Source organism: Enterococcus sp. DIV1537a, assembly GCF_051712085.1.
In the GTDB taxonomy this organism is placed as follows: Bacteria; Bacillota; Bacilli; order Lactobacillales; family Enterococcaceae; genus Enterococcus; species Enterococcus faecalis.
Window position 1 is genome coordinate 630,135 of record NZ_JBIOOE010000001.1, and the last position, 16,196, is coordinate 646,330.

The following is a 16,196-nucleotide window of genomic DNA, read 5'->3' on the forward strand; positions in this document are numbered from 1 at the left end:
GAGGAAAAGTTATGATTACAGTAGTTATCGCAGATCGTTTAGGAAAAGGACAAAATGTTGCAAAAGGAGTGGAGCAAGCCGGTGGTCGCGCGGTTGTTGTTCCAGGAATGGGCGCTGATATGCGTTTAGGAGATGTGATGCAACAAGAAAAGGCTGATTTAGGCATTTCTTTCTGTGGCAGTGGTGGTGCAGGGGCGTTAACGGCTGCTACTAAATACGGGTATCCCGAAAGACATGGCATGCGATCAATCGAAGAAGGGGTAACAGCAATTAACGATGGGAAAACTGTTCTTGGATTTGGTTTTATGGATCAGGAAGAACTTGGTAAACGAGTAACTGAAGCATTTATTAAGAAACACGGAGCATAGAAAGTAGTAACTTAGAAAGGAGCGGTAATTATGGATGCCACAAAACGGTCAACACAAACCGTGATTGTTTCTGGAAAAGGTAATAAGAAGAATGAAGCTTTTGCAAGTGCGTTGAATGATGTTTCAAAAAAAGTATTAAAAGAAACAACAGAGGTCCTCATCCGGATTGAACCGAAAGAAGTAACTATTCGTCAGGCAAAAGAACAAGTTTATACAGAAAAATTTCTGTTCTTCTTCTTTCCTAGAAAGAGAGTGATTTATCATGTCGAACTAGCTGTAGAAGTGGAAATCCAAGCCATTGCAGTCGAAGAAGTTGATTTTTTAACGGAAACAATTAAAGAACCGAACGCAGTAGTAGTTCCGTTTCTTTCAAAAAGAGGCGTATAAAGGGAGGAAGAAGGAATGGAATTTGTAATCATTTTGCTGAAGTCATTGCTTATTGGTGGTTTACTAGGTTTTGCAGCTGGCGCAGGCGCTGCTCGGATGTTTCATGCACCACAAACGCAAGGGTTAGGGGCATTTAGAACATTAGGAGAAATGAACGCAGCACAAGGAGATCCAGCATCACACTTTTCTTTTGGTTTAGGTTTTTTCTTTAATGCTTGGGCTTCGGCCGTCGGAGCAGGGGCCTTTACACAAGATGTGACCCACCGGATTGTGCCTAACTGGGCTGCAGCGATTTTATTGGTAAAGGATAAAGATGTCACTAAAACGATGCATAATCCCAAAAAAATGGGGATTGTCGGGGCCTTTGTAGGAATGGCGACTGTGGCTTTCTTAAATAGTACAGCTGCAGCAATTCCAGAATCGCTACAAGTAACAGCAGTTGCGGTGTTGGTACCTGCAGCAACGATTTTAATCAATACTGTGATGCCCGTTTTATTCTGGCTAGCGGCTTTAGATGCAGGAAAACGGACGGGTTTCTGGGGAACGTTATTTGGCGGATTATCTCAATTAGTCATGGGCAATGCTGTCCCAGGAGTTGTATTAGGGATCTTAATCGGTAAAGGTGTCGATGATTTAGGGTGGACCCGAATGACACGCGGCATGCTTGGTGCCATTATCTTATTATTTATTTTAAGTGGCTTCTTCCGAGGGTTCGACTTAGAAATGATCGAAAGTTTCCGCTTGTCTATTCCTCAATGGTTAAATAATTTACACAATGTCTTCACCGTTAAATAGAAAAAAGGAGGTCTCATAGATGGAACAGCAAGAAAAAAATGAATGGGCACAACAAGAACAAGAAATTCAAGAAGGTTTAAAAGGCAAAAGTTTTTGGTATGCTGATTGGGGCTTTCCGATTTTAGTCGGGATTATGTCAGCGGCAATTTTTGCAGGAACACATATGTATGTAGTTTATGGTGTGGGCGCCTTTAATGAAGTTTCAATTGTTGCGATGCTAAAAGCTGGTTTAGATGGTGGTTCTTATGGCGCTGCCGCAGCATTTGGTGCAAGTTTCCTGTTTGCACGAATTTTAGAAGGTTCTTTAGTCGGGATTTTAGATTTAGGTGGCTCAATTTTAACGGGGATCGGGATTGGCGTACCTGCAATTTTTCTCAGCATGGGTATTAAAGCACCTGTAGAAAACTTTGGCTTAGCACTTTTAACAGGTGCGCTATTAGGGTTAGCAGTTGGTGGCGTAATTGTGTTGATTCGGAAATTTACTATCAATCAAGGAAATTCCACTTTTGGTGCGGATGTGATGATGGGGGCTGGTAATGCCTCAGGACGTTTCTTAGGCCCGTTAATTATTTTGAGTGCGGCGGGTGCTTCGATTCCTATTGGGATTGGTGCTACATTAGGAGCTTTAGGTTTTTACATTTGGAAAAAACCAATCGCTGGGGGCGCAATTTTAGGCGCAATGATTTTTGGTGCAATATTCCCAGTTTCTTTATAATAAGAAAAAGCCTTTTGTTTTGCACTTTCTCTGCCGCAAATAAGAATAAGCGTTTACATTATAATGTTACTATGTTATTATAAATGCGAAATAATTATTATTTTTATTAGTTGAACGGAGGAATTAACAAATGAATGGTTTTGTACAGTGGATGGAAGTTAAGTTAATGCCGATTGCGAATAAATTTGGTTCGCAACGCCATATGACAGCGATTAGAAAAGGATTAATTGCAACGATGCCTTTAACAATTGTGGGCTCATTCTTTACAATTTTTCAAAATATTCCAATTGAGGCATACACAAAATTGATTGAACCTTATCAAGCAATTTTAGATATTCCTTCCCGCTATACGATGGGGTTACTTGCACTTTATGCAACATTTGGGATTGCTTCATCATTGGCCAAAAGTTATAAGCTTGACTCTTTGACGTGCGGAATTTTAGCATTAATGGCCTTTTTAGTAACAGCGGCACCACCAACACGTGTCTTTGAAGATGTTGACAACGTCATTACAGCAGGGCGCTATATTAATTTAGCAAATTTAGGTTCAGCTTCTTTATTTGGCGCGATTGTAACAGCGCTGTTATCTGTTGAAATTTATCGCTTCTTTATTGAAAAAGATATTATGATTAAGATGCCAGATGGCGTACCGCCTGAAGTGTCAAATTCATTTATTGCATTAATTCCAGGAGCAGTTATTCTTTTATTATTCTGGGTTATTCGCCACGTAATTGGTTTTGATTTGAATGGTTTCTTGAGTACGTTATTAATGCCACTTAAAGGTATCCTTGCTGGTAACAGTTTATTTGGCGGCTTACTAACAGTCTTCTTAATCTGTTTCTTCTGGGTTTTAGGGATTCATGGTCCAGCGATTATGGGCCCAGTTATTCGTCCTTTCTGGGATATGTCGATTGCAGAAAACCTTGAAGCTTTTACCAATGGCGCAAACGTTCATCAGTTACCTAATATTTTTACAGAACAGTTTTTACAATGGTTTATCTGGATTGGTGGCGCTGGAACTACGCTTTCTTTAGTTGTTTTAATGATGTTTTCTAAATCAACGTATCTGAAAAGTCTTGGCCGTTTATCGTTCTTACCAGGCTTGTTTAATATTAATGAACCAGTTATTTTCGGAACGCCGATCGTAATGAATCCTATTTTAGGTATTCCGTTTATCGTGGCACCGTTAATTACCACAACGTTATCTTATTTCTTAACAGTCGCTAATATAATTCCGATGATGGCTGCACGCTTAGCGTTTGCAATTCCAGCACCAATTGCTGCTTGGATGAGTACCAATTGGAGTTTTTCGGCCGCAGTATTAGTGATTGTTAACTTCTTAATTACAATGGCTATCTACTATCCATTTTTCAAAGTTTATGAAAAACAACAATTGGATAAAGAAGCAGAAGAATTAGCAGCTGAACAAGCAGCGAAAAATTAAAAAATGTTAGGGCGGGTGTTCTGATATGAATATCCTGCCCCTTCTAAGTCAGAGAAGAAAGTCAGGAGCGTATAAGATGATTATTTGGTTCATTTTCTTTTTTATCGTTAGTCAAATTATTATAGAAAAAGGGCAGTTGCCTACTGTTGTTTATCAATTTGGTTTGGTAAAGACGTTGGTTTTTACGGCATTTTGTATTACTCTTTCCATGATAATTGGCGGATTTCTAAATCAACCAGTATTGCTCGTTGGCTCTACAACAATCCTGTGTAGCTCGGTGATTGCTTGGAAATTTCGAAATAAATTTGAAAATAGCGGAGTGTGAGAACGAAGATGAAAAGAGCATTAGGTGTATCAGTTTATCCAGATCATAGTGATATCAATCAAGATAAAGCGTATTTAAAAAAAGCCAGCGAATGTGGGTTTACTCGAATTTTTATGAGTATGTTAGAAGTGACCGATGGCAAAGAAGCGGTTCAGAAAAAATTTAAAGAATTAATTAGTTATGCGAAAAATTTAGGATTTGAAACAATTTTAGATGTCGTTCCAAGTATCTTTGATGAATTGGAAATTTCATATGATGATTTGACTTTTTTCAGCGAATTAGGAGCTGATGGGATTCGGTTGGATACAGGGTTTGATGGAAATAAAGAAGCCATGTTGACGTTTAATCCATTCGGCGTGGCTATTGAGTTGAATATGAGTAATGATGTCGCTTATCTTGATAACATTTTGACGTATGAAGCGAATCGACCTTTCTTATATGGTTGTCATAACTTTTATCCACAAGCGGGAACTGCATTGCCGTATGATTTCTTTGAAAAATGTAGCATCCGTTTTAAAAAGGAAGGTATTCGGACAGCTGCTTTTATTTCATCACAGGTAGGTGAAATTGGTCCTTGGGATGTGAATGATGGGCTACCTACTTTAGAAATGCATAGACAGTTGCCAGTCACTGTTCAAGCTAAACATTTATTTGCAACAAATTTAATTGATGATGTTGTTATTGGAAATGCTTATGCTTCCGATGAAGAATTGGAAGCGCTGGGTCAGTTGAATCGTTATCAAACAGAATTGACCATTGTTTTTGAAGAAGCAACTTCTGAAATTGAAAAAGAAATCGTAACAAAAAATCAACATTTTCGCCGTGGAGATATCACTCAGCAGATGATTCGTTCCACAGAAGTGCGTAAAAAATATAAGAATGAAGCTAATCCCCCACATGATAATCAAGCAATGCTACAACCTGGAGATGTTGTTGTGGGAAATGATGCATTTGGAAAATACAAAAATGAATTACAAGTCGTTTTAGAACCACATCAAGACTCACGCAAAAACCGAGTAGGGCGTATTATAGAAGAAGAACTTGTATTATTAGAATTCATTAAGCCTTGGACAAAATTTAGATTTATAGAAAAGTAGGGAAGAATATGGACTACGATTTACTTATAAAAAATGGACAGACAGTAGATGGTATGCCTGTTGAAATTGCAATTAAAGAGAAAAAAATAGCTGCTGTTGCAGCAACTATTTCAGGTTCTGCAAAAGAAACTATCCACTTAGAACCAGGTACTTATGTATCCGCAGGCTGGATAGATGATCACGTTCATTGTTTTGAAAAAATGGCTCTTTATTATGATTATCCAGATGAAATTGGGGTCAAAAAGGGTGTTACGACAGTGATTGATGCTGGGACAACAGGTGCTGAAAACATTCATGAATTTTATGACTTAGCGCAGCAAGCAAAAACAAATGTTTTTGGATTAGTCAATATTTCTAAATGGGGCATCGTTGCTCAGGATGAACTCGCAGATTTAAGTAAAGTACAAGCGAGTTTGGTCAAAAAAGCGATTCAAGAATTACCAGATTTTGTTGTAGGGATTAAAGCCCGTATGAGTAGGACCGTTATTGGCGATAACGGCATTACGCCTTTAGAATTGGCCAAACAGATTCAGCAAGAGAACCAAGAAATTCCCTTAATGGTTCACATTGGATCAGCACCGCCTCATTTAGATGAAATTTTAGCCTTGATGGAAAAAGGGGATGTCCTAACCCATTGTTTTAATGGGAAAGAAAATGGTATCTTAGACCAAGCAACGGATAAAATAAAAGACTTCGCTTGGCAAGCGTACAACAAAGGAGTCGTATTTGATATCGGGCATGGTACGGATAGTTTCAATTTTCACGTAGCTGAAACAGCGTTACGCGAGGGAATGAAAGCTGCATCAATTAGCACAGATATTTACATTCGTAACCGAGAAAATGGTCCTGTTTATGATTTAGCCACAACGATGGAAAAACTCCGTGTGGTCGGCTATGATTGGCCAGAAATTATTGAAAAGGTAACCAAGGCTCCTGCTGAGAATTTCCATTTAACGCAAAAAGGCACGTTGGAAATAGGTAAAGATGCTGATTTAACGATTTTCACGATTCAAGCAGAAGAAAAAACATTGACTGATTCTAATGGATTGACACGAGTAGCCAAAGAGCAAATTCGCCCAATCAAAACAATTATTGGAGGACAAATCTATGACAATTAGTTACGAAAAATTCCACTTAAAAGAAGTCATTAATGCTTCTGGCAAAATGACCATTCTAGGTGTCTCCAAAGTTTCGGAGGCAGTCCTCGCGGCTCAACGATTCGGCGGCGAACATTTCTTTGAAATGAGTGAACTTAGTGTGCAAACAGGGGCCTTTTTAGCCAACTTGTTGAAGGTAGAAGATGCCCAAATCGTTTCCTCGGCTTCGGCGGGGATTGCCCAAGCGGTGGCTGCCTTGATTGGAAAAGGCAGCTTGTACCACGCGTATCATCCCTATACAGAAAAAATTGAACAGCGAGAGATTATTTTACCTAAAGGGCACAACGTGGACTACGGCACGCCTGTAGAAGTCATGGTAGCGCAAGGCGGCGGCCAAGTAGTGGAAGCTGGCTACGCCAACATGTGCAGTCCAGAACACGTGGAAATGATGATTTCCGAAAAAACAGCGGCCATTCTATACATCAAAAGCCATCATACCGTGCAAAAAAGTATGCTGACGGTGGCCGAAGCGGCCAAAGTGGCGCAACGCCACAAGGTGCCGCTAATTGTTGACGCGGCAGCAGAAGAAGATCTTTTCAAATACACCGAAGCAGGCGCTGATTTGGTGATTTACAGCGGCGCCAAAGCCATTGAAGGGCCAAGTGCCGGTTTAGTGGTCGGGAAAAAAGAATACATTGACTGGGTGCGCCTGCAAGGCAAAGGCATTGGTCGAGCAATGAAAATTGGCAAAGACAATATCCTAGGCTTTACGCAAGCAGTGGAAGAATACTTGGCGCATGGCAGTGAGTCAGGGGCTTCGATGCAAGAGCGCTTAAAACCGTTTGTTGAAGCCATCAACAACTTGTCAGATTTAACCGCCAAAATCGTCCAAGATGGCGCTGGCCGAGACATTTATCGCGCCAGTGTTAAAGTGGACGGCAGAAAAACTGCCAAGGAAGTCATCCAAGCATTAAAAGCAAAAAGTCCAGCCATTTATACGCGAGAATATCAAGCCAACAATGGCATCATTGAGTTTGACATTCGTTCTGTCAATCAAGAAGAAATGAACAAAATCGTGCAACGATTACAAGAAATTATGGACACAAAGGAGAAATAAGCCATGTCATTAAAACCTAATTATTTAGAAGAACGCATTTGTTTAAATGTTTTAGCCAATTCAGTAGAAAATGCCCAAGCCTGTTATGAAGCAGCAGAAGGGCATGTTGTGTTAGGCGTCCTTTCAAAAAACTATGAAACCGATGAAGCAGCCATTGACGATATGAAAAAATACCAAGCAGCAACCAACAACGCTTTATCTGTCGGCTTAGGGGCTGGCGATCCTAATCAAAGTCAAATGGTGGCTCGCTTATCAGAAGTTCTACAACCGCAACACGTGAACCAAGTCTTCACAGGTGTCGGCGCTTCGCGGGCCTTACTTCGTCAAGACGAAACAGTGATTAATGGCTTGGTTTCACCCACAGGCAAAGTTGGCTATGTCAACATTGCGACAGGTCCGTTAAGCTCGGGTGCGCCAGCGGCAGAAGTACCTATCGAAACTGCCATCAAATTGTTGAAAGACATGGGGGGCAGTTCCATTAAATATTTCCCGATGAAAGGCTTGGCTCACAAAGAAGAATACCAAGCAGTAGCAGCAGCTTGTGCCAAGTATGACTTTTATTTAGAGCCAACAGGGGGCATTGATTTAGAAAACTTTGAAGAAATTGTTCAAATTGCAGTGGATGCCGGCGTTAAAAAAATCATTCCTCATGTCTACAGCTCAATTATCGATCAAGAAACAGGGGACACTAGAACAGAAGACGTGAAAACGTTACTAACCATGATGAAAAACACATTGAATAAGTAGGTGGCAAAGATGAAAATTGCTGCGTTTGGTGAAGTCATGCTTCGTTTCACTCCGCCAGAGTATCTAATGTTAGAACAAACAGAGCAGTTAAGAATGAACTTTGTAGGGACTGGCGTAAATCTCTTAGCAAATTTGGCTCATTTTCAACTAGAAACAGCATTGATTACGAAATTACCTGCCAATCGTCTTGGTGAAGCTGGCAAAGCAGCGCTAAGGAAGTTAGGAATTTCAGATCAATGGGTAGGAGAAAAGGGCGATCATATTGGTAGTTTTTTTGCAGAAATGGGTTATGGAATCCGCCCCACACAAGTAACTTATCAAAATCGCCATCAGAGTGCTTTTGGCATCAGCGAGGCGAAGGACTACGATTTTGAGGCTTTTTTAGCGGAAGTAGATATGGTGCATATTTGTGGTATTTCGTTAAGTTTAACTGAAAAAACTCGTGATGCTGCTTTGATACTTGCTCAAAAGGCGCATGCCTGTCAAAAGAAAGTTTGTTTTGACTTTAATTATCGCCCTAGTTTGAATACAGCAAATAGCGCACTCTTTATGCGTCAACAGTACGAACGCATTTTACCTTATTGTGATATTGTTTTTGGCAGTCGTCGTGATTTGGTCGAGCTATTAGGGTTCATTCCGCGAGAAGATTTAGAAGGTGAGGCACAAGAAACTGAACTGATTCAGCGCTTCATGTCTCAATACAATTTGGAATGGTTTGCTGGGACAACGAGAAGTCATTCCCAAAATCAAAACTACTTAAGTGGGTATTTATATACCCAAAATGAGTACCAACAGAGTGAAAAAAGACCGCTTCTTAATCTTGATCGAATTGGTGCTGGTGATGCTTATGCGGCGGGGATTTTATATGGCTATAGCCAAAATTGGTCGTTAGAAAAGGCAGTTACCTTTGCCACAGTCAATGGGGTCCTTGCACATACGATTCAAGGAGATATTCCTTTGACAACGGTCAAACAAGTGAATCATGTTCTCGAGCATCCGAATATTGATTTAATTCGTTAAAGAAGAAAACCAGAAGAAAAGTCGTGTGTGGCTTTTCTTCTGGTCTTTTTTTCATTATAATTAAAAGAAACAGATTGCAAAGGAGGCAGCAGGATGAGTGTTGCACATCTTTTAACAGTTTTAGAAAATGATGAATTTATTGAACGGATTCAAAAACGACCAGAAGCGTTCATTGGAACGACTGGCTTAGTCGGCTTAGAGAATTTACTTGTTCAGACAATTAACGGTTTATTAGAGTTTTTCATTGAAAAGAATCAAGGGAAAATTGCTATACAGTTATCACGTCAACAAATCTCTTTTCAGGTATCTTCCACACGACCGCTTGTTTTTGAACAAAAGCAAGTCGATTTAGAACCACCTTTTCTGTATTTATCTGTTTTACAAGCCTTCTCAAAACAAGTAGGAATCAGTATCGATCAAGAAAAACAGCGGACTATTTTTATTTACCATCAAGGGCAATTGAAAAAACGATTATTATTACCTATTGAAGAAACCCAGGAACGAATTGAAGTCTTATTTTGGCCAGATACGCAAATTTTTGGTACAGAATCGCTTTCTTATATGCGTGTTTTACAACAATGTCAACAGATTGCCGTGTTGAATCCAGGCTTAAAGATTCTCTTAACACAAGAAGAGGAACAAAAAAATCTTTGTTATTACCCTAAAGGTTTAAGTAATTATTTATTTGAAAAAGATAACCCATTAACTAGAAAAGCTGCACCGATTATTCAAGCCAAGCAAACAGAATTGGCCCTTGTTCAATTTATTTTGAGTAAAAATCATGCGCCGCAAGTGCAAAAAACATTTGTTAATGGGCATTATCCCAGTCTTGGTGGAACCCACTATGAGGGTTTTCTTGATGGCGTAGTGGCCGCCTTTAATCAATTTTTAGAGGAGCAACATTACTCATTATCTGTGACAGCAGATAGTTTTTTAGCAGAATTTGATTTTGTTTTAGCCATTACGATACCAAAGCCCCGCTACACTGATGCAACGAAAACCATTTTAAGAAATACAGAGTTATATGAAGTGGTTAAAGAAGTCGTTTTTGACGAATTACAACACTACTTTCAACGTCATCCCAAATGGTTAGAGCAAGGAAGAATCGAGGGAAATGAATGAAAATTTTTGTAGATGGCGATGGTTCACCTGTGAAAGAGACGGTTATTGAAGTCGCTGTAGAGAAAGCTTTGGATGTGGTGATTGTTACTAGTGTAGATCATTATTCCTTAAAAGATTATCCAGAAAATGTCTCTTTTGTGTATGTTGATAAAGGAGCGGATGCTGCTGATTTTAAAATTGTGCAGTTAATAAAAAAAGGGGATCTTTTAATTACACAAGATTATGGCTTAGCTTCCTTGGTTTTGCCAAAAGGAGTGTCAGTTTTACATCAACTAGGTTATCAATATACGAAAGAAAATATTGATGGATTGTTAGAACAACGCTATTTTAGTGGCCAAATTCGGCGAAAAGGTGGCCGAACGAAAGGACCTAAACCTTTTACAGACCAAGATAGAACAACGTTTAAACAAGCCCTTATTGAGCTGGTGGAACGGAGTCTTTAGCAAGGAAAAGGCAAGCAAAGAATTTTTCCTTCACTAAATTTGCTTCTATTATGAAACTGGGTTTTATGCTAAAATAAGTAAGGATAATTTGAAAAATAATTTTTTCTAAAAGACAGGAAAGAAACTAGGAGGACAAGCATTTGAAGATTATTTTGTTGTATGGCGGCAGAAGTGAAGAGCACGATGTGTCTGTTTTGTCTGCATATTCCGTTTTAAATGCAATCTATTATAAATATTATCAAGTACAGTTAGTCTTTATTAGTAAAGATGGTCAATGGGTAAAAGGCCCTCTCTTATCTGAACGACCACAAAATAAAGAAGTTTTACATTTAACTTGGGCACAAACACCTGAAGAAACAGGCGAATTTTCAGGAAAACGAATCAGTCCTTCGGAAATTTATGAAGAAGAAGCGATTGTTTTCCCTGTTTTACATGGACCAAATGGTGAAGATGGAACAATTCAAGGATTCATGGAAACCATTAATATGCCTTATGTGGGCGCAGGTGTCTTAGCTAGTGCTAACGCAATGGACAAAATCATGACGAAATATCTTTTACAAACTGTTGGCATTCCACAAGTACCATTCGTGCCAGTTTTAAGAAGTGACTGGAAAGGAAATCCAAAAGAAGTCTTTGAAAAATGTGAAGGTTCTTTAATCTATCCAGTCTTTGTTAAACCTGCCAATATGGGTTCTAGTGTCGGAATTAGCAAAGCGGAAAATCGTGAAGAATTGCAAGAAGCATTGGAAGAAGCTTTCCGTTATGATGCTCGAGCAATTGTTGAACAAGGGATTGAAGCACGTGAAATTGAAGTAGCCATTTTAGGAAATGAAGATGTCCGTACGACTTTACCTGGTGAAGTGGTGAAAGATGTCGCTTTCTATGATTATGATGCAAAATACATCAATAACACGATTGAAATGCAAATCCCAGCACATGTTCCAGAAGAAGTAGCTCATCAAGCGCAAGAATACGCTAAAAAAGCGTATATTATGTTAGATGGAAGTGGCTTAAGTCGCTGTGATTTCTTCTTAACAAGCAAAAACGAATTATTCCTGAATGAATTGAACACCATGCCTGGTTTTACTGACTTTAGTATGTACCCTTTACTATGGGAAAATATGGGCTTGAAATACAGTGATTTAATTGAGGAACTGATTCAGTTAGCTTTGAATCGTTTTAAACAACGCCAAGAATTTTATAATAACTAAGAAGAAAAAATCACACAAGACTGGGACATGACAAGACTTTGGCATGTCCCAGTCCCTGTGTCAGAGGAGCAAAACATAATGAAATTAACCTTCTGGGAAGTAGCGCAAGCAGTTGAAGCCAGTAATGATTGGCAACAATGGCCTGATTTTCCTTTAACAGGCATTGAATTTGATAGTCGTAAAATTGTGAAAGGAAACCTCTTTGTTCCTTTACAAGGTGAAAATGATGGTCATCGTTTTATTGAGAGTGCCATGGCTAATGGCTGTCAGGCCGCTTTTTGGGGACAGGATTTAGTCGATGCACCGCAACAATTGCCTGTTTTGCATGTTACTGATCCGCTGGTTGCTATGCAAAAATTAGCTACCTATTATTTAAATAAAATGCAACCGAATGTCATCGCTGTGACTGGTAGTAATGGAAAAACCACCACTAAAGATTTGATTGCTGCTGTGTTATCTGAAAAGTTTGTGACTTACAAAACGCAAGGCAATTACAATAATCAAATTGGCTTACCCTATACTATTTTACACATGCCTGATGAAACAGAAAAACTGATTTTAGAAATGGGCATGGATCACGCTCAGGAAATTTCTTTCCTTTCCAATCTGGCTCAGCCAGAAGTTGCTGCCATCACAATGATTGGCGAAGCCCATGTGGAAAATTTAGGCTCACGAGCAGGCATTGCACAAGCAAAAATGGAAATCGTAGATGGTTTAGCCAAAGACGGTAGTTTATTTGTGCCAAGCGATGAACCTTTGCTAGAACCATTGGTGGAAAAAGTTACGCAACAAGTGATTACTTTTGGTTTTAGCCAGGAAAGTCAACTTCAAGGAATCGTCACAAATGAAGCCAAAGAGCAAACCTCATTCAAAATCAGTGATACACAAATGATGTTTACGATTCCAGTGCCAGGAACCTATAATGTCACCAATGCATTAATCGCAATTGGGATTGGTCGGTATTTCCAATTAACGGATAGTGAGATTCAAAAAGGGTTGGCTACAGCGGAACTAACAAAGAATCGGACAGAATGGCTGAAAGCAGCGAATGGGGCCGAAATTTTAAGTGATGTGTACAATGCCAATCCGACAGCTATGGGTCTTGTTCTGGACAGTTTTAGCAAAATGTCCAAAGTAGGAAAACGAATTGCTGTTTTAGGAGACATGCTGGAATTAGGTCCTGATTCTGCTGCCATGCATCAAGCAATGGCGCAGCATTTAGCCCCAGATGCGATTGAAGAAGTCTTTTTATATGGTTCTGAAATGGCTTATTTAGCTGATAAATTGCAAGAAACCTATGCACCAGCTAACATTCATTCTTTTAAAAAAGAAGAAAAAAATGAGTTGATTGAAGCTGTCAAAAAAGTCTTACAGCCAGAAGACATGGTGGTTTTAAAGGGAAGTAACGGGATGGGACTTCGTGAAGTCATCGATGCACTTTTGGAAAAGTAAATAAGTTTCATAAAACTTGCTGAAAATGGGATTCTATGATAGAATGACCTATTGCCGGAAGATGACGAGAAAAATTGAATCGTAGTAAATAAAATAGATCTATTTCTATGTTTAATAATAAATGTGAAGCTGAACGACCACGTTTGGCTTTTCTAATGCCATAAGGTGAATTTTTCGGTGAAATCAGGAAAGAAGAAATAGTTGGCACACTATAATGGATTTCTTTTTAACAACTGAAAGTGAAGACACCTGAAACTAGGAAGAAATCGTTCTTTCCGAAACAAAATCTAGGAGGATATCATTTGAAATTTAAAGAACTTGGTTTAGCGCCAGAATTATTATCAGCGGTAGAACGCGCAGGCTTCGAGGAAGCAACCCCTATTCAATCAGAAACAATTCCGTTAGCGTTAGCAGGAAAAGACGTAATCGGACAAGCACAAACAGGAACAGGGAAAACCGCTGCTTTTGGCTTACCAATGCTTAACAAAATTGACGCAGACAACCGCGTTATTCAAGGATTAGTCATTGCACCAACCCGTGAGTTGGCTATCCAAACACAAGAAGAGTTATTCCGTTTAGGCCGCGATAAAAAGATTCGCGTCCAAGCCGTTTACGGTGGGGCTGATATCGGTCGCCAAATCCGTGGACTAAAAGATCGTCCACATATCGTTGTAGGTACACCAGGACGTTTACTAGACCATATTAACCGTCGTACCTTGAAATTAGAAACTGTTGAAACATTAGTTTTAGACGAAGCAGATGAAATGTTAAACATGGGCTTCTTGGAAGACATTGAAAAAATCATCTCACAAGTGCCAGAACAACGTCAAACACTTCTATTTTCAGCAACTATGCCGCCAGCAATCAAGAATATTGGCGTGAAATTCATGAAACAACCAGAACATGTGAAGATTAAAGCCAAAGAAATGACGGCTGATTTAATTGATCAATATTATGTACGTTCAAAAGACTTTGAAAAATTTGACATTATGACACGTTTACTAGACGTGCAAACCCCAGAATTGACCATTGTCTTTGGTCGGACAAAACGCCGTGTTGATGAACTTGCCCGCGGGTTAGAAGCGCGTGGTTACAAAGCAGAAGGCATCCATGGCGACCTATCACAACAAAAACGGATGAGCGTTTTACGTTCATTCAAAAATGGTAACTTAGATATCTTAGTGGCAACAGATGTAGCAGCACGTGGGTTAGATATTTCAGGTGTCACCCATGTCTATAACTACGATATTCCACAAGATCCAGAAAGTTATGTTCACCGTATTGGTCGGACAGGTCGTGCTGGTAAAGGCGGTATGTCTGTGACGTTTGTAACACCAAACGAAATGGGTTACTTACATGTCATCGAAAACCTAACGAAAAAACGGATGACACCATTACGTCCACCAACCGAAAAAGAAGCATTTAAAGGACAATTAAGTGCAGCTGTTGAAACCATCGAAAGTGATCTAGAAGAAAATGGTTTAGACAAATATCTAGAATCTGCTGAAGCATTATTAGAAAAATATTCAGCGACAGACTTAGCTGCGTTATTATTAAAAACAGTAGCGAAAGATCCAGCAGATGCGGTTCCTGTAAAAATTACCCCAGAACGACCATTGCCTTCAAATAAAAAAGGCTTTAACAAAAATGGCCGTGGTGGTGGCGGTGGGAACAACCGTAATCGCAACCGTGGTGGCAATGGTAAAGGTGGCAGCTATCGTGGCAACAAAAACCATAAAGATGGCGACCGTAATTACAAAAATAGCGACCGCAAAAATAAAGATCAACGTGGCGGCAAACGTCATAACGATAAAAAACGTGGTTTCGTCATTCGCGAAAACGCTAAATAATCAAAAGAGCGAGTGTTCCGTCTATGAACGGAACACTCGCTCTTTTTTGGTAGATAATCGTTAAATAGAAAAACTCAAAAAAAGTAAAAAAGGCATCAAAATGATATAAAAAAAGAAAAACGCCAAAATCATCCAAGTTTTCAACGAGGAAGTTAGACTGAAGAGTTTCAGTTTTTGTTGTAGCAAATGAATGGTTATAATCCAAACCAGTTGCAAGAGAAAAAATAGGCTGGGATTTTTAAAGAAGATTGGAAATATGTAGAGCAACAAAGTAAAAATAAATAGGGCGCAACGAAGTAACTTTTTTTGCCGAGAAGTTAAAGTCATACATTTTTCTCCTTTTTCTTTTTATTCTCCCATAAGTAGCCAAAATTTGCTATAAAATATCAGAATATCCGCTTAGTTTCCTGATTTTTTTCCGATACTTCTTAGTTGTTGTCTTACTTTTATAAAAATTCAGAAAAATTTTATAAAAATGTAAATAGGAAGAAAACGTATGGTACTTCAATTTGTGTGAGGATCTTGTAAAACATTCTTTATTTTTTTAGCGAATCAGTGGAAAAATTTTGAAATTTTGTTAAAATGAAAGGTAATTCGTAGTAACTATATTAAATAGGAAGTAAGGCGGAAAATGATAAAGGGAATTGGTATTGACGCAGTAGAATTAAGTCGGATAAAACCGATTGTTGAAAAACAAGGATCGTTTATTCAACGGGTTTTAACACCTAACGAATTGACCCTTTTTGAAAAGTTATCTACAAAACGTCAAATAGAATTTTTAGCTGGTCGTTTTGCTTGTAAAGAAGCGTTTTCTAAAGCATGGGGCACAGGGATTGGTAAAGTTGGTTTACAAGATATTGAGGTGCTGACTGAAAAGACAGGTGCACCGTACGTAGCAAATTCGCCCCATAATGGTAAAGTGTTTGTCTCGATTACGCACACAGATACTATGGCGATTGCACAAATTGTTTTAGAAAGCGAATAACAGAAGCAACGAAGAAAGAAG

The 16,196-nt window shown here is 39.0% G+C and carries 17 protein-coding genes; all 17 read left to right on the forward strand.

Features of this window, described 5'->3' with window-relative positions:
• The first annotated feature begins 11 nt into the window (after window positions 1–11).
• The 17 genes from IGJ41_RS03165 to acpS all read left to right on the forward strand — a co-directional run bounded on the left by IGJ41_RS03165 (window position 12) and on the right by acpS (window position 16,175).
• Window positions 12–368, forward strand: coding sequence for a glycine-rich SFCGS family protein (locus tag IGJ41_RS03165; RefSeq protein ID WP_002355707.1), 357 nt, complete (start codon window positions 12–14; stop codon window positions 366–368).
• 30 nt (window positions 369–398) lie between these two features.
• Window positions 399–755 carry a DUF4312 family protein gene (locus tag IGJ41_RS03170; protein WP_002355708.1) on the forward strand — a complete coding sequence of 119 codons (357 nt, stop codon included), beginning with the start codon at window positions 399–401 and terminating at the stop codon, window positions 753–755.
• 15 nt (window positions 756–770) lie between these two features.
• Complete coding sequence (locus IGJ41_RS03175) at window positions 771–1,550, forward strand: DUF4311 domain-containing protein (protein ID WP_002355709.1); 780 nt, start codon at window positions 771–773, stop codon at window positions 1,548–1,550.
• A gap of 19 nt (window positions 1,551–1,569) precedes the next feature.
• Window positions 1,570–2,265, forward strand: coding sequence for a DUF4310 family protein (locus IGJ41_RS03180; protein ID WP_002361314.1), 696 nt, complete (start codon window positions 1,570–1,572; stop codon window positions 2,263–2,265).
• 130 nt (window positions 2,266–2,395) lie between these two features.
• Entirely contained in the window at window positions 2,396–3,709 is a 1,314-nt protein-coding gene (locus IGJ41_RS03185; protein WP_002358780.1) for a PTS sugar transporter subunit IIC, read from the forward strand.
• Between the two features lie 25 nt (window positions 3,710–3,734).
• Window positions 3,735–4,034 carry a hypothetical protein gene (locus tag IGJ41_RS03190; protein WP_016616519.1) on the forward strand — a complete coding sequence of 100 codons (300 nt, stop codon included), beginning with the start codon at window positions 3,735–3,737 and terminating at the stop codon, window positions 4,032–4,034.
• Between the two features lie 8 nt (window positions 4,035–4,042).
• The gene (locus IGJ41_RS03195) at window positions 4,043–5,131 is read left to right on the forward strand and encodes a DUF871 domain-containing protein (RefSeq protein ID WP_010827206.1); all 1,089 of its coding nucleotides are present in this window, start codon (window positions 4,043–4,045) and stop codon (window positions 5,129–5,131) included.
• Between the two features lie 8 nt (window positions 5,132–5,139).
• Window positions 5,140–6,249: an amidohydrolase/deacetylase family metallohydrolase gene (locus IGJ41_RS03200; RefSeq protein WP_002381282.1), complete on the forward strand. Its 1,110-nt coding sequence runs from the start codon at window positions 5,140–5,142 to the stop codon at window positions 6,247–6,249.
• Window positions 6,239–7,345, forward strand: a complete 1,107-nt coding sequence (locus tag IGJ41_RS03205; protein ID WP_202255032.1) for a DgaE family pyridoxal phosphate-dependent ammonia lyase — start codon at window positions 6,239–6,241, stop codon at window positions 7,343–7,345. The genes IGJ41_RS03200 and IGJ41_RS03205 overlap by 11 nt, the downstream gene beginning before the upstream one ends.
• 3 nt (window positions 7,346–7,348) lie before the next feature.
• Window positions 7,349–8,092 carry a 2-dehydro-3-deoxy-phosphogluconate aldolase gene (gene dagF, locus IGJ41_RS03210; RefSeq protein WP_002361094.1) on the forward strand — a complete coding sequence of 248 codons (744 nt, stop codon included), beginning with the start codon at window positions 7,349–7,351 and terminating at the stop codon, window positions 8,090–8,092.
• A gap of 9 nt (window positions 8,093–8,101) precedes the next feature.
• Complete coding sequence (locus IGJ41_RS03215) at window positions 8,102–9,112, forward strand: sugar kinase (RefSeq protein WP_002415894.1); 1,011 nt, start codon at window positions 8,102–8,104, stop codon at window positions 9,110–9,112.
• Window positions 9,113–9,205: 93 nt separating this feature from the next.
• The gene (locus IGJ41_RS03220; RefSeq protein WP_010827208.1) at window positions 9,206–10,234 is read left to right on the forward strand and encodes a hypothetical protein; all 1,029 of its coding nucleotides are present in this window, start codon (window positions 9,206–9,208) and stop codon (window positions 10,232–10,234) included.
• The gene (locus IGJ41_RS03225) at window positions 10,231–10,677 is read left to right on the forward strand and encodes a YaiI/YqxD family protein (protein ID WP_002358788.1); all 447 of its coding nucleotides are present in this window, start codon (window positions 10,231–10,233) and stop codon (window positions 10,675–10,677) included. The genes IGJ41_RS03220 and IGJ41_RS03225 overlap by 4 nt, the downstream gene beginning before the upstream one ends.
• Before the next feature lie 140 nt (window positions 10,678–10,817).
• Window positions 10,818–11,888: a D-alanine--D-alanine ligase gene (locus IGJ41_RS03230; RefSeq protein WP_002355721.1), complete on the forward strand. Its 1,071-nt coding sequence runs from the start codon at window positions 10,818–10,820 to the stop codon at window positions 11,886–11,888.
• A gap of 78 nt (window positions 11,889–11,966) precedes the next feature.
• A complete protein-coding gene (locus tag IGJ41_RS03235; protein ID WP_153854251.1) occupies window positions 11,967–13,340 on the forward strand; it encodes a UDP-N-acetylmuramoyl-tripeptide--D-alanyl-D-alanine ligase in 1,374 nt (457 codons plus the stop codon).
• Between the two features lie 302 nt (window positions 13,341–13,642).
• Window positions 13,643–15,190, forward strand: coding sequence for a degradosome RNA helicase CshA (cshA, locus tag IGJ41_RS03240; protein WP_002355724.1), 1,548 nt, complete (start codon window positions 13,643–13,645; stop codon window positions 15,188–15,190).
• Between the two features lie 631 nt (window positions 15,191–15,821).
• Window positions 15,822–16,175 carry a holo-ACP synthase gene (acpS, locus tag IGJ41_RS03245; protein ID WP_002355727.1) on the forward strand — a complete coding sequence of 118 codons (354 nt, stop codon included), beginning with the start codon at window positions 15,822–15,824 and terminating at the stop codon, window positions 16,173–16,175.
• Window positions 16,176–16,196 lie beyond the last annotated feature (21 nt).